Source organism: Pseudomonas fluorescens NCIMB 11764, assembly GCF_000293885.2.
Classification (GTDB): Bacteria; Pseudomonadota; Gammaproteobacteria; order Pseudomonadales; family Pseudomonadaceae; genus Aquipseudomonas; species Aquipseudomonas fluorescens_B.
Window position 1 is genome coordinate 1,236,130 of sequence record NZ_CP010945.1, and the last position, 18,871, is coordinate 1,255,000.

The window sequence follows — 18,871 nt, forward strand, 5'->3', positions numbered from 1 at the left end:
ATAGGTTTACACCTGTTTCACCCTAACGCCCGATGCACCGCATCGGGCGTTTTGTATTTTAAAGAGAGGTGCGGCCGCTCCTGGTTGTAGATCGTGACGGCCTCTCGCACCATCTGTGTGGCCTGCGCAAAATCCGCAGGTCGGTGGATCAAGAACTCTGTTTTCAAGATGCCGTTGACCCGCTCTGCCAAGGCGTTTTGGTAGCAGTCGTAGCCGTCGGTCATCGAGCAAGTGATGCCATGCTTTGCGTGCATTTCTTGATAAAGGGCCGAGCAGTACTGGGCGCCTCGATCCGAGTGATGGACTAGTTTCTGAACGCTTCGACGTCGCTTCAAAGCCATTCGAAAGGCTTGCACCACGGAGTCGGTGTGCAGACTTTCATGCACGTGATAGCCGACTATTTTTCTCGAAAAGACATCCGTCACTAAACTCAAATAGGCAACGCCATCACGGGTAGGCAGGTACGTAATATCGGCCACCCAGACCTGTTCTGGGCCGGTAGCGACTATTTGTTCCGGGCTTGGTTTCAGCAGATTGGGGTGTCGGCGGAAGCGATGATGGCTGTCGGTCGTCTTGTGATACGCCCGTTTTCTGCGGACCAACTGGCGGCTTTCCCGCAAAACCGCGAACAAACGATCCCGGCCAACATGGAGCTCCTGTTGCTCACGCTGCTCATGCATCATCGAATGCAGCTTGCGAGTGCCGATGCACGGTTGGCGAACACGGACCTTCTCTACAAACGTTATGAGCTGCTGATCCTGGTCGGCCCGAGCCCTGTAGACCCGGTTGCGTTTGTAATAGGCCTGACGGCTTATTCCCATAAATTGGCAAGCCCTGCTGACACTCAGGGTTTGGGTTTGCGCAACGACTTGCCGGGTCGCTTTTTTACGACAGATACGCCGTAGTCATTTTTCAGAACATCGACCACGGCTTCAAAGAATTGGGCTTTCTGAGTTGCCAGCGCCAGTTGTTCTTCGAGTTCTTTGATTCTTTGCTCGGGAGTCAGTGGCAAGGTTGGCTCGTCCATAGGTCTGATCCTCTGGGAACGAATGGAGGCGCCTTGGCTCCAGTCCTGGCGACCATGTTTGCGTAACCAAACCAGCACCGTCGACCGACCCTGAATCCCATAGCGCCGCTGAGCCTCTTTATAACTCAACTCGCCTTTTTCGACCTGGTGGACAACCGATAATTTAAAAGCCAGTGTGTAATCACGCTGACTGCGCTTCGTGCCCGTATCCATTGCACCTTCCTGAAAAGAAGTCAGAAGGTGTAAACCTTATTCAGGACGGGACACAGCGCACAAAAAAGCCGACGCAATCGCGTCGGCTTTTTTCGTTATCGACGGAATCCATCTACCGCTTGTAGACGATTTCCTTGGAACCTTTCTCACAGGTGCCGACGACTTTTCCGTCAGTGGACGTGCCTTTATCAACGATTTCCAGTGAGTAGCCAGAAACGCCTTGGGCATCGAGCTTCGCTGCAATTTCGGCTTTCAGCTCTTCACATGGCTTGCCGTCAGCAAACGCTGTACCCGCGAGGCTCAACAAACCTACCGCCAACATAAACATCTTCATCGGTCGCACTCTCTGGTCGGATCAAAGGGAGCATCCAGCCATCAGCCGGATGCACTCATGTAGCGCTTTGCCATTCCGTATGGCACTCGGCCAGCGCGCAAGTTCAGAAGACTCGCTCAAACTCAGCTGCTGGCAATCCGGAACCCGACTTTGAGCGTTACCTGGAAGTGTGCAGCCTTGCCGTCCTTGATGTGCCCGCGGGTTTCGGTCACTTCAAACCATTCCAGGTGCTTGATGCTCTTGTTGGCTTCGGCCAGTGCGTTGTTGATGGCGTCTTCAATGCTACTGGTGGATGAGCCGACAAGCTCGACTTTCTTGTAAGTGTGATGGTCAGTCATGGGCGTTCTCCTTGGGGTATGAAATACAGCCTAGCAGTGATTTTTCCTATTACTTCTGTCGGCTACTTCCACGCAGAAGTTCAGATTTACTGCACTTTCTCGAACCCCTGGAGTCCCAACCAACACACGCCACTCATCACCAATGCAGGAGAGCCACCATGGCCAACACCTCTTTACGTAAAGCCTCATTGCAAAGCATGGAAGCCGAGATCGAGAGTCTGCTGAAGTCTTTGGAAAACCTGAAGGACGACGCCTCGGACGAGTCGCGTAAAACCCTCAAGGCCTTGAAAGCCAACGCCGAGAGCGCCCTGAAGCATTCGCGTCATCTGCTCAGCGATGCGTACGAAGAAGTCAAAGTCAAAACCCGTGAAACCGGGATTGCCACTCGGGACTACGCCCAGGAACATCCTTGGACTACAGCCGGTGTCGCTGTAGGTGCGCTGGGTCTGCTCGCGGCTTACCTGCTGTGCAAACGCGGCGATTAATCTGCTTGGCGCAGTTCGTTTTTGAGCCACTGCGCCAGTTGCCGAGCGCGTCCGTCCGCTGCGCGCTTGGGTAGCCACAACGCCAGTTGCGCCGGGGTTTCACTGAAGCCCCAGGGCGCAACCAGGCGACCGGCCTTCAAGTCTTCGGCCACCAGCGGTTCAGGGGCAATCGCCACGCCCAGCCCGGCCACTGCCGCCTCCAGCAAATAATACAAATGCTCGAAACCCTGCCCGTACTTCAACGCTTTGCCGTCGAGGCCGCTTTGCTGCGCCCAGCTTGGCCATGCCTGCGGGCGTGAAGTGGTGTGCAGCAACGGCTCGCTGAGCAATGCGCTGGCCGGCGCCTGTTGAAGCCGTTCGTAACCGGCGAAGCGTGGACTCATGACCGGGCCGATGCGTTCGCTGGCCAATTCGTAAACCTGCATGTCCGCAGGCCATGGCGGCTCGGCGAACACCAGCAAAGCGTCCAGCCCCGGACGACGGGGATCGAGATCGCCTTCTCCGGCAGACAGGTGCAGGCGCAAGTCCGGTAGATCAGCATTCAACCGGCCCAACCGCGGGATAAACCAGCGCGCGAGCAGACTTCCCGAACAGCCGAGCACGAACGGGGCGTCGGCGGTGCTTTGGGTCAGTTCAGCGCAGACCGTGCGCAATCGCTCGAAGGCTTCAGCGCTTGCATCGCGTAAGCGCACACCGGCATCTGTGAGTTTAAGGCCGCGACCATCCTTGATGAACAGACTCACGCCGAGATGCGCTTCCAGCACTTTCAATTGTCGGCTGACTGCGCCATGGGTGACGTGCAGTTGCTCGGCAGCCTGACTGACGCTGTTCAGGCGGGCAGTGGCTTCGAATGCGCGAAGCGCGTTCAGCGGGGGAAGATCGTGGCTCATGGGATCTGTGAGTTTTCCTGACAGGTTGTGGCGATCTTATCGGTTTTCAGGCTGAGGCGTCAGGGGTAGAGTTGACTCCATTGTCATCTCACGCATTCAACTGGAGCGACCCATGACCCAGACTAATCTGCGCAACGGCCCCGACGCCAACGGCCTGTTCGGCTCGTTCGGTGGCCGCTACGTCGCCGAAACCCTGATGCCGTTGATCCTCGATCTGGCTCGCGAATATGAAGCGGCCAAGGAAGATCCGGCATTCAAAGAGGAATTGGCCTACTTCCAGCGCGACTACGTCGGACGTCCGAGCCCGCTGTATTACGCCGAACGCCTGACCGAGTTCTGCGGTGGCGCGAAGATTTATCTGAAGCGTGAAGAGCTGAACCACACTGGCGCGCACAAGATCAACAACTGCATCGGGCAGATCCTGCTGGCCCGGCGCATGGGCAAGAAACGCATCATCGCCGAAACCGGCGCCGGCATGCACGGCGTGGCGACCGCCACCGTGGCCGCGCGTTTTGGCCTCGACTGCGTGATCTACATGGGCACCACCGACATCGAGCGCCAGCAAGCCAACGTATTCCGCATGAAACTGCTGGGCGCCGAAGTGATTCCGGTGGTCGCCGGCACCGGCACCCTGAAAGATGCGATGAACGAAGCGCTGCGTGACTGGGTGACCAACGTCGACAGCACTTTTTACCTGATCGGCACCGTGGCCGGTCCGCACCCTTACCCAGCCATGGTCCGCGACTTCCAGTCCGTTATCGGCAAGGAAACCCGTGATCAACTGCAAGCCCAGGAAGGCCGTCTGCCGGACAGCCTGGTGGCGTGCATCGGCGGTGGCTCCAACGCCATGGGCCTGTTCCACCCGTTCCTTGATGACAAGAGCGTCGAGATCATCGGTGTCGAAGCGGCCGGTTACGGTATCGAAACCGGCAAGCACGCGGCCAGCCTGAATGGCGGCGTACCGGGCGTACTGCACGGCAACCGTACCTTCCTGCTGCAGGATGACGACGGCCAGATCATCGATGCGCATTCGATCTCCGCCGGCCTCGACTATCCAGGCATCGGCCCGGAACACGCCTGGTTGCATGACATCGGTCGCGTTCAATACACCTCGGTGACCGATCACGAGGCCCTCGACGCATTCCATAAATGCTGCCGTCTTGAAGGGATTATTCCGGCACTGGAAAGCGCCCATGCCTTGGCCGAAGTGTTCAAACGTGCACCGACCCTGCCTAAAGATCACCTGATGGTGGTCAACCTGTCCGGCCGTGGCGATAAAGACATGCAAACCGTGATGCACCACATGGAACAATCAAAGCAGGAGAAACACTGATGAGCCGCCTGCAAACGCGTTTTGCCGAACTCAAGGAACAAAACCGGGCCGCCCTGGTGACCTTCGTCACCGCCGGCGACCCGAGCTATGACACGTCCCTGGCGATCCTCAAAGGCTTGCCCGGTGCTGGCGCCGACGTGATCGAGCTGGGCATGCCCTTCACCGATCCTATGGCCGACGGCCCGGCAATCCAGCTGGCCAACATTCGTGCCCTGGGTGCCAAACAGAACCTGGCGAAAACCCTGCAAATGGTGCGCGAGTTCCGTGAAGGCAACAGTGATACGCCACTGGTGCTGATGGGTTACTTCAACCCGATCCACATGTACGGCGTGCCACGTTTCATCGCTGACGCCAAAGAGGCCGGCGTGGATGGTCTGATCGTGGTCGACCTGCCGCCCGAGCATAACGGTGAACTGTGCGAACCCGCCCAGGCTGCTGGTCTGGACTTCATTCGTCTGACCACCCCGACAACCGACGATGTACGCCTGCCGACAGTCCTGAACGGCAGCTCCGGTTTCGTCTACTACGTGTCTGTGGCCGGTGTGACCGGTGCCGGCGCGGCGACGCTGGAGCACGTTGAAGAAGCGGTTGCGCGTCTGCGTCGCCACACTGATCTGCCGATCAGCATCGGTTTCGGTATTCGTACACCCGAGCAAGCGGCGTCTATCGCGCGTCTAGCCGACGGTGTCGTGGTGGGTTCGGCGTTGATCGATCACATCGCTAATGCATCGACGCCAGAACAGGCGATTGATGGCGTATTGAGTCTTTGCTCGGCGCTGGCCGATGGCGTGCGTAAGGCCCGCGTCAGCTGAAGGTAAAGTTCCTGATACAGAGGAATTAGAGCCTCGCGGCACAGACTAAACAGCAAGACCGAGGGCTTCAGGACTACGTTCTGAAGCCCTTTTTGCTGTAGGTGCAGTGAGGAAAGACCTGATGAAAATGCCGAAACGTCTGATTGCCAGCCTGGGCGTACTGATGCTCAGTGCCACCCCTTTGCTGCACGCCAGCGCCGATCAGCGCGACGATCACGACCGCGGCGGCCAGCAACAAGGCCATTACGACAACCACGGCGATGATCATCGCGGCCCGCAGGACAACCATCGCGGCGGCCCTCCGCCACGGGACTTTGGCCCGGTGCGTCAGACGATCCGTGACAATCATGGCTATTTCGTACGCGGCGCGCCGCCGCCTCCCGGCATTCATCTCGTACGTGGTCGGCCTTTGCCGCGCGGTTATTACGGAGAGCGTCTGGATCATCGCGCGTTGAGCCGACTGCCGTATTACCCGGGTTACGAATGGCGGCGCGCGGGTGGCGACATTGTGCTGATCGCGGTGGGTACCGGCATCGTCTATGAAATTCTGGAAGGGGTTTTGTAGTGCTGGAGGGACGCGCTTTTGCGTAATGCCAAAAAAGATCGCAGCCTTTGGCAGCTCCTACACAGGATCGCAATCCCGTGTAGGAGCTGCCGAAGGATGAGATCTTTTGAAGTTCACGGCAACTCCAACCCACCCGATGCTTTATGCAGTTTCCGCAAATGTTCGCCAACCTGTTTCAGGTTGGCTTCGTTGGCGGCCATCTCTGCGGCTCGGCTCGGTTCGAGCAACGCTCTCACTTCTTTGTCCAGATCGCCGGTCAATGCCTGAAGCTGTTTCTGCCGCAGGCTGCTTTCCGACTCCAGGCGTTGCCATTCGCTGGGCTGCGGCAATCCATAACCGCCAGTGCCGAGCAGCTCCGCCGGACGGCTAAGGAAGCCGCTGTTGGCGAGGATCTGCTGCAACGTCGCGTTGGCTTTGTCCATGCCGCCGTTCTTCAACTCCCTAGCGCCCAGGTAGCGTTGTTTCACTTCGTCCTGAGCCAGCACCAGTTGTTGTCGGAACGCGGCCTGCTCCAGCAACAGCAACGCCGCGCTGGTGCGCAGGTCAGCCTGATCAATCCATTTGCGGCGCTCTTCGGCCTTCAATGCCAGCCAGTCTTCGACCTTGTCCTGTTTGATCGGCAAGTGCTTCTTCAGCACTTCGAACATCGCTTGATAACGATCACGGAAAGAGTCGAAGCGATAACCAAGCCGCAGCGCTTCGCGAGGATCATCCAGCACGCTGGTATCCGCCAGTCCGCGTCCCTTGAGCACTTCCAGCAAGCCGTTGGGCATGATGTTGTCCAGCCCGACCAGCTTTGCGTTGTTGGTGCCGCTGCGTAGCAACTTCAGGCCTTCCACCGCACAGTTGTTGGACAGGAAGAAGTAATTGCCGTCGTAGCTCCAGTGCATCTCGGCGGCGTGTTCCACCACGTCTTCAATCTCGTTGCGCGACAAATTCAGCGGCACCGAGGCGAGGCTGCGCAATTCGGTCTTGGTGTACTCGTCGATCACTTGGGCCAGCGGCAGGACGAACAGGCGCGACGGGTACTTGCCGACCAATCCGTCCCAGCTCGACAGCTGTACGTCACCCACGAAGGCCCGGTAGGACAACACCAGGTGCTGATCCAGATCCAGCCGGCAATCCGGCCCGCGTGGCCGGCCCGGTGCGCAGATCACCAGGCGCAACATGCTGTGGCCCCAGCGGCTGACCCAGTTCTGGTTGGCTTCGGCCAACAGATAGTCCACGGCATACACCCGTTCCGGGTCGACCTGGCCCAGGGGTTGTTTTGCGAAATCGTTGCCGGCGTTGAGGAAGGCGAAGGATTTGCCGCAAGTATCTTTGGCGGCAGGTGCCCAGCCGAAATGTTCTTTGTAGTAGCGGTACAGCGCAGGACGGCGACAAGCGTAGCTCGGGTCGAGGAGGAAGTACTCCATGTTGACCGCGACGAACTCTTTGGGACTGCTCGTTTCGTAAATATCCGGGCTGCGGGCGATCTGTCGATTGTTCTGTTCGCGTTCGCCGCGACGGCCGACGTATTGCGGCCAGCCCGCGAGGTCGAGCAGACGCGGGTCATCGCTAAGGGTAAAGCGTCGGGAAGATTGGCCACGGCATTCATCCGGAATGCCGACCAGTCCGGAACTGTTGTTACGTCGGGTGCAGCGTTGGATCAGCGTGCGTTCGGCAGCTGGCCAAAAACGCGAGCGGTCATAGATGTGGGTAAGTTCGTGCAGCACCGTGGCCAGCATTTCGCGGCGGACGGTGCCGTGAGGACGATAAGTCTTTTTGGTTGCAGCGCTGCCATCGGTGAGGCTGGCAAGCAGGTTGCGGTTGAGGTCGAGCTCGGATACCAGCGATGCCTGGCCGTAGGCGTTGCTCGGCATGTCATCGGTCCAGCCGACGTCGATGCGCCGGTCGAGTTGTTCGATGAACCGCGGCGGTAGCGCCTGCATGGCTTCATCAAGCAGCGCCTGGCTGGCCTGTTGTTCCGCAGGGCTCAAACCTTCTGTCTTGAGATGTAATTGCAGGCCGGCCTGGGCCGTATTGCCGAGCAGCAACACGACCCCGGCCAGGAGCCAGGCACTTATCGACCTCACAGTGCGAGGATGGCTTCGGCGAGTACCTGGTCACTGGCGTCCCGGGCTTCCGGTACGCGGGTGCGCAATGTGTTGAAGGCCGCTTCAAGGTGCGCACCACGGATTTCACCCTCACTGGCGACGAAACTGGCCGCATCGTCGTGGGCTTCACGAACGATTTTCGAATCACGGATCGACGTCGTGGTGTCGGACGTGAAATCGAGTGTTCGCTGGGTGGCGTTGATGATGATGTTACTGGTGGCTACCAGGGTGTGCGCCTGGGCCAGATCGGCCAATAACAGCAGGCCAAGGGTGGCGACAATCAGCGGGCTACGCATGGAACGACTCCGGAGGAACAAGGATAACTATTGGACGAGAATAGCCTGTGCCAGTTCAAGATCGCTTGCATGAAGTTTTGGCTGGACCCGACGCAGGTAAACCAACGCGGATTCCAGTTGTGCTCCTCGCAATTGGCCGTCACTGGCAATGAATGACGCGGCGTCATCCCGGGCGGCCAGCAGCAGCTTACGGTCGAAAGGGGCGGAGGTCACCATGCTGGTGGCGTAGCCTGTGGCCACGAGACCCTGTGTCGTCAGGTCAAAGGCATGGGCCGTGCCTGCCCAGCAGGCCGCCATGAAAACCGGTGTAATCAGTAGATGTGTAGGAAAACGCATGGGACTCGACAGTTGAAAGCGAGTCCAAAGGCTAGCGCAACGCCCGGTTTAGAGCCAGCGTCGAAACATTGGGACACGTTGGGCGTGTCCCAAGAGGAAATGACGTTTTAGATCGTCAGAATAGCCTGAGCCAGTTGAGCATCCGTTGCATTCAACCCCGGCGCCTGATGGCGAATGTGGTCGAGTGCGCTTTCCAGTTTCACGCCGCGAATGGCGCCTTCGCTGGCGACAAAACTGGCCGCGTCATCGCGGGCGGCACGGACGATCTTGTCATCCCGAAAGGACGACGTGACATCGGAAGTGGCGTCGGACGTGGCCTTGAGTGCACCGACGACAGCATCGGTGGTGACGATGAAGCTGGTGGCGTGGGAATTGGCAGCCACGGCAAGCAGGGCTGCAGCGCTGAGCAGACGAAGACGGGACATGGTGTAACTCCTTTGGGTGAACCGATTGAGAGGTGGCGCGGTATCTGTTGAGTCAGACGCCTGTCGCGCAGTCATCGCCACGTTCTGGATTGATATTAGGCCTGTAGACAGCGGTTCGCACAGTCCCGTCTGTTCAGGTGAGACTTCAGCGCCAGAACGGTTTATCCAGTTCCCTGACACGATCGGAATGACTGATGCCCAGGTCAGACAGCTGCCTGCCATTGAGTTGCGCCAGTAAACGCCGGGTTCTGGCTCTCTCGATGCTGTCGGCGAGGCTTCTGAACATTCTTCTTGTCCAGGTAAATCGGGGCGTCGATTGCGGGGTGTCAGCGGCAAGTTCCAGTAGATGATTCATGGTGCAGTCCTTTTGCGGGCAGGTCGGGATCTCATGATGATCCCGCCGGATATCCCGGAACAGACACACTCAAGTGAAATTGTACTGGTTCAGTTGTGTTGTTGTGTTAACTGTACCTGTTGAAAGGTAGGGTTATTGTTTGGGGGGATTTTCCGGCCCAAAAACGACAAAACCCGTCGCGGTTTCCCACGACGGGTTTTGTTTGTTCAATTCGGGTGCTGGCGGTTGATCTTAAGGATCAGAGCCAGCGACGCTAACTTAGCGCCAGAACGGCTTGCTCAGCTCTTCGTAGCGTTGTGCTTCGCTAATCCCGGCATCAGCCAGCAGACGCGAATCCAGACGGGCCAGTTGGTGGCGGCTGGAGATGCGGCGCTGCCACAGCATCAGGTTGGCGATAACGCGAAGAGGCATGGAAGCCTGGGTTTTTGCAGCGGTGTCTTCGAAGAACAGATCGGAACTGAGTGTACGTTCCATGGTTTTCATCCTTCCGCTTGTGGCGGGATTAGGTAGTGGTTTAACTGATGCCAATGATCCTCTCGTTTGGCCAGTCTCTCTAGATACAGTTCACCTGTATTGTGAGGGACCAGTTAACTGTTAAAGAGTGGTGTACTGGTCAAAATTGAGGCAACTGTACCTATCTGCACTTATATAGTGCATTTATTGGGATTTTGGTCGGAAAGGTAGGCAATTACGGTAGGAGATGACCGGTACAGCAGTACAGTTTTAAACACTTATCTGCCTGACAGTAGCAAGCTGACGAAACTGTGTTTGCGTCAGCCGCTATCTGTATCAATTACACGGCGAGCATCCGCCCGGTTTCTTCCAGATTCATGTGCCAGCTCAGTGCGTCACGCAGGATATGCGGGGTGTGTCCGCCAAGTGCACAGGCGGCGGTGAAGTAATCATTCAGGGCTTGGCGATAGTCCGGGTGCACGCAATTATCGATGATGACGCGAGCCCGTTCCCTTGGGGCCAAGCCACGCAAGTCCGCCAGACCCACCTCGGTTACGAGGATGTCGACGTCATGCTCTGTGTGATCGACATGGCTGACCATTGGCACCACGCTGGAGATCGCGCCGCCCTTGGCGATCGACTTGGTCACGAAGATCGCCAGATGCGCGTTGCGCGCGAAGTCGCCCGAACCGCCAATGCCGTTCATCATCCGTGTGCCACAGACGTGGGTGGAGTTGACGTTGCCGTACAGATCAAACTCCAGCGCGGTGTTGATGCCAATGATCCCGAGCCGGCGCACCACTTCCGGGTGGTTGGAAATTTCCTGCGGACGCAGGACCAGCTTGTCCTTGTAGCGCTCCAGGTTACCGAACACATCGGCATTACGACGGCTCGACAAGGTGATCGAACTGCCTGAGGCAAAACTCAGCTTGCCGGCGTCGATCAGGTCGAAGGTCGAGTCCTGCAACACTTCGGAGTACATGGTCAGGTCTTCGAACGGCGAGTCGATCAGGCCGCACATCACGGAGTTGGCGATGGTGCCAATGCCGGCCTGCAGTGGGCCGAGTTTGTTGGTCATTCGCCCGGCCGCCACTTCCTGCTTGAAGAAGTCGATCAGGTGGTCGGCAATGGCCTGAGTGTCGACGTCCGGTGGCAGCACGGTCGAAGGCGAGTCGGACTGGTTGGTGATCACGATCGCGACGATCTTTTCCGGCGGGATCGGAATGGCGGTGCTGCCAATACGATCATCGACCTTCACTAATGGAATCGGCGTACGGGTCGGGCGGTACGTCGGTATATAGATGTCGTGCAAACCCTCGAGGTTCGGGTTGTGCGCCAGGTTGATCTCGACGATCACGTGTTTGGCAAAAATCGCGAAACTGGCCGAGTTGCCCACGGAAGTGGTCGGTACGATGTGGCCTTGCTCGGTGATTGCCACGGCCTCGATGACGGCGATGTCCGGCAGCTTCAGCTGCTGGTTGCGCAATTGCTCCACGGTTTCCGAGAGGTGCTGGTCGATGAACATGACTTCGCCGGCGTTGATTGCCTTGCGCAAAGTGCTATCGACCTGGAATGGCATGCGTCGCGACAGAACGCCGGCTTCGGTGAGCTGTTTATCGAGGTCGTTGCCCAGGCTGGCACCGGTCATCAATGTGATTTTCAGCGGGGTGACTTTGGCGCGTTCGGCCAATGCGTGAGGCACGGCCTTGGCTTCACCGGCGCGAGTGAAACCACTCATGCCGACGGTCATGCCGTCCTCAATCAGAGCGGCAGCATCGGCGGCGCTCATCACCTTATCCAACAACGAAGGCAAGCGAATACGATCACGGTACATGGGTTGTTATCTCGGGTAACGGAAGCAAGGTGTGCAGTCTAGTGGCTTGAAAAAAATCCGTCCCGCTACCATGGTCGAATGCCGAGCCCTGATTTAGAGCCTTTGGTCGGGTTTCACGGGGAATAAAAAAACCCCAGCCTACTAAAGGCTGAGGTTTTGGGTATTGCGTTGGAGCAGGTTTTACTCGACGGCTTTGACCATGTCTTCGATGACCTTTTTGGCGTCGCCGAAGACCATCATGGTTTTATCGAGGTAGAACAGTTCGTTGTCCAGGCCGGCATAACCGCTGGCCATCGAACGCTTGTTGACGATGATGGTCTTGGCTTTGAACGCTTCAAGAATCGGCATGCCGGCAATCGGTGATTTCGGATCGTTCTTCGCGGCCGGGTTGACCACGTCGTTCGCGCCGAGCACCAGCACCACGTCGGCCTGACCGAACTCGGAGTTGATGTCCTCCATCTCGAACACCTGGTCATAAGGCACTTCGGCCTCGGCCAGCAAGACGTTCATGTGGCCAGGCATCCGACCAGCAACCGGATGGATCGCGTACTTCACGGTCACGCCGCGGTGGGTCAACTTCTCGGTCAGTTCTTTCAGTGCGTGCTGTGCCCGCGCTACCGCCAGGCCGTAACCCGGAACGATGATCACCGTATCGGCGTTGGTCAGCAGGAAGGTCGCATCGTCAGCCGAGCCGGATTTCACCGGACGGGCTTCCTTGGCGCCTGCAGGACCGGCTTCGGCTGTGTTGCCGAAACCACCGAGCAGCACATTAAAGAAGGAGCGGTTCATCGCCTTGCACATGATGTACGAGAGGATCGCACCGGACGAACCCACCAGCGAGCCGGCGATGATCAGCATCGAGTTGTTCAGCGAGAAACCGATCCCCGCTGCTGCCCAGCCGGAATAGCTGTTGAGCATCGATACCACCACCGGCATGTCTGCGCCGCCGATCGGGATGATGATCAGCACGCCCATCACGAAGGCCAGGGCCAGCATCAACGCGAAAGCGCCGAGGTTGCCGGTCATCATGAAGGTGATGCCCAGTGCGAGCGTTGCCAGACCCAGCAGCAAGTTCAGCTTGTGTTGGCCGCTGAACTGTACTGGTGCGCCTTGGAACAGACGGAACTTGTACTTGCCCGAGAGCTTGCCGAACGCGATCACCGAACCGGAGAAGGTGATTGCACCGATGGCCGCGCCGAGGAACAGCTCCAGGCGGTTACCGGCAGGAATCGCATCGCCCAGTTGCTTGACGATGCCCAGCGATTGCGGCTCGACCACCGCCGCGATGGCGATGAATACCGCGGCCATCCCGATCATGCTGTGCATGAAGGCGACCAGTTCCGGCATCTTGGTCATTTCAACGCGCTTGGCCATGATCGAACCGGCCGTGCCGCCGACCAGCAGGCCGACGATGACGTAACCGATGCCGGCGGTGGCAAGCTCTGCGCCCAGCTTATAGATGAGACCCACGGTGGTGAGGATCGCCAATGCCATGCCGAGCATGCCGTACAGATTGCCGCGCCGTGACGTGGTCGGGTGCGACAGGCCTTTCAAGGCCTGGATGAAGCAGATGGACGCGATCAAGTAGAGCGTCGTTACAAGGTTCATGCTCATTACTTGGACGCCTCTTCTTTTACCGCTTTCGGGGCTTTCTTCTTGAACATCTCAAGCATCCGGCGAGTCACCAGGAAGCCACCAAAAACGTTCACCGCTGCCAGAGCCACCGCCAGGGTGCCCATGGTCTTGCCCAGAGGCGTGACGGTCAGCGCCGCTGCCAGCATGGCGCCGACGATCACGATCGCCGAGATGGCGTTGGTCACGGCCATCAATGGCGTGTGCAGTGCAGGCGTAACGTTCCAGACCACGTGATAACCGACATAAATCGCCAGCACGAAGATGATCAGGTTGTAGATACCGGGGGAGATAAGCTCTTCCATCGTCTGAATCCCTGCTTAGGCGTTTTTGCGGATGACTTGGCCGTCGCGGCACATCAGGCACGCGGCGACGATGTCGTCTTCGAGGTTCACTTCGAACTGGCCTTCTTTGTTGAAGACCAGCTTCAGGAAGTCCAGCAGGTTGCGCGCATACAGTGCCGAAGCATCTGCCGCGACTTCACCGGCCAGGTTGGTCGGGCCGCAAATGGTCACGCCATTCTCGACCACCACTTGATCCGCCACGGTCAGCGGGCAGTTGCCGCCCTGGGCCGCTGCGAGGTCGATGACCACGGAGCCTGGCTTCATTTGCGCCACGGTTTCCGCACTCAACAGCGTCGGTGCCTTGCGGCCCGGAATCAGTGCGGTGGTGATGACGATGTCAGCCTGTTTGGCGCGCTCGTGCACCGCCAGGGCCTGGCGCTGCATCCAGCTCGCAGGCATTGGGCGTGCGTAACCGCCAACACCGACGGCGCATTCACGCTCTTCATCAGTCTCGTAAGGCACGTCGACGAACTTGGCGCCGAGGGATTCGATCTGCTCTTTAACCGCAGGACGCACGTCAGACGCTTCGATCACCGCACCCAGACGTTTCGCCGTAGCGATTGCCTGCAAGCCGGCTACACCCGCGCCGAGAATCAGCACGCGCGCCGCTTTCACGGTGCCCGCAGCGGTCATCAGCATCGGCATGAAGCGTGGGTAGTGGTGAGCGGCCAGCAACACGGATTTATAACCGGCGATGTTGGCCTGTGAGGACAGCACATCCAGGCTCTGGGCGCGGGAGGTGCGCGGCGCAGCTTCCAGTGCGAAGGCGGTAATGCCGCACTCAGCCAGCTTGGCAATGGTTTCATTGCTGAACGGGTTGAGCATGCCCACCACAACGGTGCCGCTTTTAATCAGCGTCAGCTCGCTGTCGCTGGGGGCGACCACCTTGAGAATCAGCTCGGCACCAAACGCATCGTTGGCGCTGCCAATAATTGCGCCTGCCGCTTCATAAGCACTGTCGACAACACTGGCCTTAATGCCGGCGCCGCTTTGCACAGTGACCTTATGACCTTGGCCGATCAGCTTCTTGATGGTTTCCGGGGTTGCAGCAACCCGTGTTTCACCCGTCTGGGTTTCGAGAGGAACACCAATGTGCACGTCAAATCTCCTGCGTGATCTTATTGATTAAACCCAGGCACTTCGGATGGTGCAGCTGGGGCGGCCGATCAGCACGATCCCGCCAAATCAGGGCGGGGCGCGGCATTTTGCAGGCGAACTTTGTGCCCTTCAAGGGATTATGACGGGTGACGGAAAATTAACTACAAGTCACCCCGTGACCGAATGTCGCAACCAACCGGTTCAATCCCTTGCAGGCCGTGCCTTGTAAGGATTCTGGCCGAAATACAAGAATTTACACATCGGCACGGTGAATGGGTTGGTATTGCCATTGAATAGCGGCTCAAGGCCACGTTTTCAGGCGCTTGTGGGACGTTTGTACCGGTTCTAGGTACAGTCTGCGAATATGCGACAAAAACTTATATCTGTAGGGCTTTTAAATTGCTGACTACGAGGTCAGCTAATGCCGGTAAGCCTTTATTCCTCTAGGCTGTAGCTCTGTGCCTGATTAACTAGCCAGTCGCGAAATGCCTTCAAGGACGCCGATTCGACCTTTCGCTCAGGAATCATCAAGTAATACGCCTTGATGCTGGACAGTGCCTGTGTGTTCGCAATCACCAGTCGCTTCTCCGCCAGTTCGCGCTGAATCAGGAACGGCGGGATCAAGGCGATCCCCATGTCGTGCATCGCCGCTTGGGCAAGCATGGAGAATAGCTCGTAGCGCGGTCCTGTCATGTCTCGCGGGATATTAAGGTTCTGCGAGTTGAACCATTGGCGCCAGGCGTAGGGGCGGGTGGTTTGTTGCAGCAGGGGCAGTTCGGCAATTTCAGTGGGGGTAAGGTTTGTCTTTTTACCCAGTAGGGTGGGGCTGCACACGGGCATCGGATTTTCGCCCATCAGCCTGTGGGATTCAGTGCCTGACCAGTCCGCATCACCAAAATAGATCGCCGCATCGAAATCGGTGTCGGCAAACAGGAAGGGGCGGGTGCGGTTAGTGAGGTTGACCGTCACTTCCGGATGTTTTTGCTGGAAGTCCTTGAGTCTTGGCAACAGCCATTGGGTGCCGAAGGTCGGCACAACCGCCAGCTCGATCACGTTGGCACCTTGCTGGCCCATGACCGACAACGTGTCACGCTCAACGGCATCCAGCTGGGTGGCGACCCTGCGGCTGTAGGAAAGTCCTGCTTCCGTCAGCTTGACCCCACGTCGGGAGCGTCGGAACAATTCCACGCCTAGGAACTCCTCCAGGCTGGCGATCTGTCGGCAAATCGCTCCTTGGGTGAGTGAAAGTTCCTGGGCTGCCTTGGTAAAACTCTCGTGGCGTGCAGCCGCTTCAAAGCTGATCAGGGCCGTGGTGCTGGGAATCTTTCTGCGCATGTACGTCAACCTCACTAATACATCGCATTAAAGCTGCTTCGCGACGTTTCGGAGTGAGAAATTAGCACAACAGTATGCAAAATCCTCGTTTGCGGTGACGCCGAAGCGGGCCTAGGATCAGTCCACGTTATTTGACCCGATACGAGAGGACACACTCATGGGCGGTAAAGCTAGCTTCAACTGGATTGATCCCCTGCTGCTGGATCAACAGCTCACCGAAGAAGAACGCATGATCCGCGACACCGCCGAGCAATTCGCTCAGCAAAAGCTCGCGCCGCGTGTTCTTGAAGCATTCCGCCATGAGAAAACCGATCCGGCAATCTTCCGCGAGATGGGTGAAGTCGGCCTGCTGGGTGCAACCATTCCTGAGCAGTATGGCGGCAGCGGCCTGAACTACGTCAGCTACGGCTTGATCGCCCGAGAAGTCGAGCGCGTCGATTCGGGTTATCGCTCGATGATGAGCGTGCAGTCCTCTTTGGTGATGGTGCCGATCAATGAATTCGGTACTGAAGCCCAAAAGCAGAAGTACCTGCCAAAACTCGCAACGGGTGAATGGATTGGTTGCTTCGGCCTGACCGAGCCTGACCATGGTTCCGACCCCGGCTCGATGATTACTCGTGCACGCAAAGTGGAAGGCGGCTACAGCCTGACCGGCAGCAAGATGTGGATCACCAACAGCCCGATCGCCGACGTGTTCGTGGTCTGGGGCAAGGACGACGCGGGCGACATCCGTGGCTTCGTTCTGGAAAAAGGCTGGAAAGGCCTGAGCGCTCCGGCGATCCACGGCAAGGTCGGCTTGCGTGCGTCCATCACGGGCGAGATCGTCATGGACAACGTGTTTGTCCCTGAAGAGAACATTTTCCCTGACGTCCGTGGCTTGAAAGGCCCTTTCACTTGCCTCAATTCTGCGCGTTACGGCATTTCCTGGGGCGCCCTGGGTGCTGCGGAATTCTGCTGGCACACCGCGCGCCAGTACACCCTGGATCGTCAGCAATTCGGTCGCCCGTTGGCCGCTACTCAGCTGATCCAGAAGAAGCTGGCCGACATGCAGACAGAGATCACCATGGCGCTGCAAGGCTGCCTGCGTCTGGGTCGCATGAAAGATGAAGGTACGGCTGCGGTGGAGATCACTTCGATGATGAAGCGCAACTCCTGCGGCAAGTCCCTGGACATTGCCCGGATGGCGCGGGACATGCTGGGTGGTAACGGCATCTCCGACGAATTCGGCGTGGCCCGTCACCTGGTCAACCTGGAAGTGGTGAATACCTATGAGGGTACGCATGACGTCCACGCGCTGATCCTCGGTCGTGCGCAGACCGGCCTCCAGGCGTTCTATTAATAGGAGAACGGCCATGGGCGCGCTTTCGCATCTACGGGTACTGGATTTATCGCGGGTGCTGGCCGGGCCCTGGTCCGGGCAGATTCTGGCGGACCTTGGCGCCGAGGTGATCAAGGTCGAGCGTCCCGGTAATGGCGATGATACGCGCGCCTGGGGCCCTCCGTTTCTTAAAGACGCCTATGGCGAGAACACCAGCGAGGCCGCCTATTACTTGTCGGCCAATCGCAACAAGCAATCCGTAACCATCGACTTTACGCGCCCGGAGGGGCAGAAGCTGGTGCGTGAGCTGGCGGCCAAGTCGGACATCCTGATCGAGAACTTCAAGGTCGGTGGTCTGGCGGCTTATGGGCTGGACTATGAGTCGCTCAGGGCAGCGAACCCGAATCTGATTTACTGCTCGATCACGGGGTTTGGTCAGACCGGCCCATATGCCAAGCGCGCGGGTTATGACTTCATGATCCAGGGCTTGGGCGGCCTGATGAGCCTTACAGGTCGGCCGGAAGGAGATGAGGGGGCGGGGCCGGTGAAAGTCGGCGTGGCGCTGACGGATATTCTGACCGGGCTCTACTCGACTGTGGCAATCCTTGCGGCACTGGCTCACAGGGATCATGACGGCGGCGGCCAGCATATTGATATGGCACTGCTGGATGTTCAGGTGGCTTGTCTGGCTAACCAGGCGATGAATTACCTGACGACGGGCAACGCGCCGAAGCGGCTGGGTAATGCGCATCCAAACATCGTGCCCTATCAGGACTTTCCTACGGCAGACGGCGATTTTATCCTCACTGTGGGTAATGATGGGCAGTTCCGCAAATTTGCTGAAGTGGCCGGGCAGCCGCAGTGGGCGGATGATCCGCGCTTTGCGACCAATACGTTGCGGGTCGCCAATCGGGCGGTGCTGATTCCGTTGATCCGCCAGGCTACGGTGTTCAAGACTACGGCTGAGTGGGTGTCGCAGCTGGAGCAGGCTGGCGTGCCGTGTGGCCCTATCAATGATCTGGCGCAGGTGTTTGCCGACCCTCAGGTAAAAGCACGCGGTTTGGCGATCGAGCTGCCTCATTCCTTGGCAGGGATGGTGCCGCAGGTGGCAAGCCCGATTCGCCTGTCCGAGACGCCGGTGGAGTACCGCAATGCTCCTCCTTTGCTGGGTGAGCATACGTCGGAGGTATTGCTGCGAGTGTTGGGTCTGGACGCTGGTGCGGTAGCTGCTTTCAAAGAAGCCGGGGTGCTCTGAAGATTTCTTCTATATAGAGGGAGTGGTTTCCCTCTCCTATATAGAGGAAAACAGGCTGTTTCCTGGCTTTCTGCAAGTTATTGATAGAAAAGCCAAA

Annotated in this window: 21 protein-coding genes; 6 read left to right on the forward strand and 15 right to left on the reverse strand. The window is 58.2% G+C overall.

All coding sequences use genetic code 11. The annotated features are described in order from the left end of the window. Positions 1–17: 17 nt before the first annotated feature. The 3 genes from B723_RS05695 to B723_RS05710 form a co-directional block, all read right to left on the reverse strand. Positions 18–1,240, reverse strand: a protein-coding gene (locus tag B723_RS05695) for an IS3 family transposase (protein WP_416739011.1) whose coding sequence is annotated in 2 segments (ribosomal slippage) — positions 18–889 and positions 889–1,240 — 1,224 coding nt in all. Because the reading frame shifts where the segments join, the coding sequence is not laid out codon by codon here. A 112-nt stretch (positions 1,241–1,352) separates the two neighbouring features. After that, positions 1,353–1,574 (reverse strand): DUF1161 domain-containing protein, encoded by a 222-nt coding sequence (locus tag B723_RS05705; protein WP_017335794.1) that lies wholly within the window; start codon positions 1,572–1,574, stop codon positions 1,353–1,355. Positions 1,575–1,696: 122 nt separating this feature from the next. Continuing rightward, a complete protein-coding gene (locus B723_RS05710) occupies positions 1,697–1,912 on the reverse strand; it encodes a dodecin (protein ID WP_010465710.1) in 216 nt (71 codons plus the stop codon). A 158-nt stretch (positions 1,913–2,070) separates the two neighbouring features. On the opposite strand from B723_RS05710, the gene B723_RS05715 reads away from it, so the two are divergent. Then, positions 2,071–2,397, forward strand: coding sequence for a DUF883 family protein (locus B723_RS05715; RefSeq protein WP_008027738.1), 327 nt, complete (start codon positions 2,071–2,073; stop codon positions 2,395–2,397). Here B723_RS05715 and B723_RS05720 read toward each other — a convergent pair. After that, a complete protein-coding gene (locus B723_RS05720; protein WP_017335795.1) occupies positions 2,394–3,287 on the reverse strand; it encodes a LysR family transcriptional regulator in 894 nt (297 codons plus the stop codon). The genes B723_RS05715 and B723_RS05720 overlap by 4 nt on opposite strands. 112 nt (positions 3,288–3,399) lie before the next feature. Between B723_RS05720 and trpB the strand changes: the two genes are divergently transcribed. The 3 genes from trpB to B723_RS05735 all read left to right on the forward strand — a co-directional run bounded on the left by trpB (position 3,400) and on the right by B723_RS05735 (position 5,997). Continuing rightward, positions 3,400–4,620: a tryptophan synthase subunit beta gene (gene trpB, locus B723_RS05725; protein WP_017335796.1), complete on the forward strand. Its 1,221-nt coding sequence runs from the start codon at positions 3,400–3,402 to the stop codon at positions 4,618–4,620. Continuing rightward, the gene (gene trpA / locus B723_RS05730; protein WP_017335797.1) at positions 4,620–5,432 is read left to right on the forward strand and encodes a tryptophan synthase subunit alpha; all 813 of its coding nucleotides are present in this window, start codon (positions 4,620–4,622) and stop codon (positions 5,430–5,432) included. Before trpB ends, trpA begins: the two co-directional genes overlap by 1 nt. 121 nt (positions 5,433–5,553) lie before the next feature. Continuing rightward, a complete protein-coding gene (locus B723_RS05735; RefSeq protein ID WP_017335798.1) occupies positions 5,554–5,997 on the forward strand; it encodes an anti-virulence regulator CigR family protein in 444 nt (147 codons plus the stop codon). A gap of 113 nt (positions 5,998–6,110) precedes the next feature. On the opposite strand, the gene B723_RS05740 is transcribed toward B723_RS05735, so the two are convergent. From B723_RS05740 to B723_RS05785, 11 genes are all read right to left on the reverse strand, one after another. Beyond that, on the reverse strand, positions 6,111–8,072 hold the full coding sequence (locus B723_RS05740; RefSeq protein WP_017335799.1) for a DUF4105 domain-containing protein: 1,962 nt from the start codon (positions 8,070–8,072) through the stop codon (positions 6,111–6,113). Then, positions 8,069–8,389, reverse strand: a complete 321-nt coding sequence (locus tag B723_RS05745) for a DUF2388 domain-containing protein (protein WP_017335800.1) — start codon at positions 8,387–8,389, stop codon at positions 8,069–8,071. The genes B723_RS05740 and B723_RS05745 overlap by 4 nt, the downstream gene beginning before the upstream one ends. 27 nt (positions 8,390–8,416) lie before the next feature. Beyond that, positions 8,417–8,725 (reverse strand): DUF2388 domain-containing protein, encoded by a 309-nt coding sequence (locus B723_RS05750; protein WP_017335801.1) that lies wholly within the window; start codon positions 8,723–8,725, stop codon positions 8,417–8,419. A 107-nt stretch (positions 8,726–8,832) separates the two neighbouring features. After that, positions 8,833–9,150 (reverse strand): DUF2388 domain-containing protein, encoded by a 318-nt coding sequence (locus B723_RS05755; protein ID WP_017335802.1) that lies wholly within the window; start codon positions 9,148–9,150, stop codon positions 8,833–8,835. Positions 9,151–9,295: 145 nt separating this feature from the next. Then, the gene (locus B723_RS31980; RefSeq protein ID WP_017335803.1) at positions 9,296–9,505 is read right to left on the reverse strand and encodes a DUF1127 domain-containing protein; all 210 of its coding nucleotides are present in this window, start codon (positions 9,503–9,505) and stop codon (positions 9,296–9,298) included. 258 nt (positions 9,506–9,763) lie between these two features. After that, complete coding sequence (locus B723_RS05760; RefSeq protein WP_007947887.1) at positions 9,764–9,979, reverse strand: DUF1127 domain-containing protein; 216 nt, start codon at positions 9,977–9,979, stop codon at positions 9,764–9,766. A 319-nt stretch (positions 9,980–10,298) separates the two neighbouring features. Next, positions 10,299–11,792: an acetyl-CoA hydrolase/transferase family protein gene (locus B723_RS05765; protein ID WP_017335804.1), complete on the reverse strand. Its 1,494-nt coding sequence runs from the start codon at positions 11,790–11,792 to the stop codon at positions 10,299–10,301. A 180-nt stretch (positions 11,793–11,972) separates the two neighbouring features. After that, positions 11,973–13,406, reverse strand: a complete 1,434-nt coding sequence (locus B723_RS05770; RefSeq protein ID WP_017335805.1) for an NAD(P)(+) transhydrogenase (Re/Si-specific) subunit beta — start codon at positions 13,404–13,406, stop codon at positions 11,973–11,975. Beyond that, complete coding sequence (locus tag B723_RS05775) at positions 13,406–13,729, reverse strand: NAD(P) transhydrogenase subunit alpha (RefSeq protein ID WP_017335806.1); 324 nt, start codon at positions 13,727–13,729, stop codon at positions 13,406–13,408. The genes B723_RS05770 and B723_RS05775 overlap by 1 nt, the downstream gene beginning before the upstream one ends. A 15-nt stretch (positions 13,730–13,744) precedes the next feature. Then, positions 13,745–14,866 (reverse strand): Re/Si-specific NAD(P)(+) transhydrogenase subunit alpha, encoded by a 1,122-nt coding sequence (locus B723_RS05780; RefSeq protein ID WP_017335807.1) that lies wholly within the window; start codon positions 14,864–14,866, stop codon positions 13,745–13,747. Positions 14,867–15,301: 435 nt separating this feature from the next. Next, complete coding sequence (locus B723_RS05785) at positions 15,302–16,201, reverse strand: LysR family transcriptional regulator (RefSeq protein WP_017335808.1); 900 nt, start codon at positions 16,199–16,201, stop codon at positions 15,302–15,304. 157 nt (positions 16,202–16,358) lie between these two features. Between B723_RS05785 and B723_RS05790 the strand changes: the two genes are divergently transcribed. Together B723_RS05790 and B723_RS05795 are read left to right on the forward strand one after the other, a co-directional pair. Continuing rightward, a complete protein-coding gene (locus tag B723_RS05790) occupies positions 16,359–17,540 on the forward strand; it encodes an acyl-CoA dehydrogenase (RefSeq protein ID WP_017335809.1) in 1,182 nt (393 codons plus the stop codon). A gap of 13 nt (positions 17,541–17,553) precedes the next feature. Further along, a complete protein-coding gene (locus B723_RS05795) occupies positions 17,554–18,774 on the forward strand; it encodes a CaiB/BaiF CoA transferase family protein (RefSeq protein WP_017335810.1) in 1,221 nt (406 codons plus the stop codon). Positions 18,775–18,871: the final 97 nt, after the last annotated feature.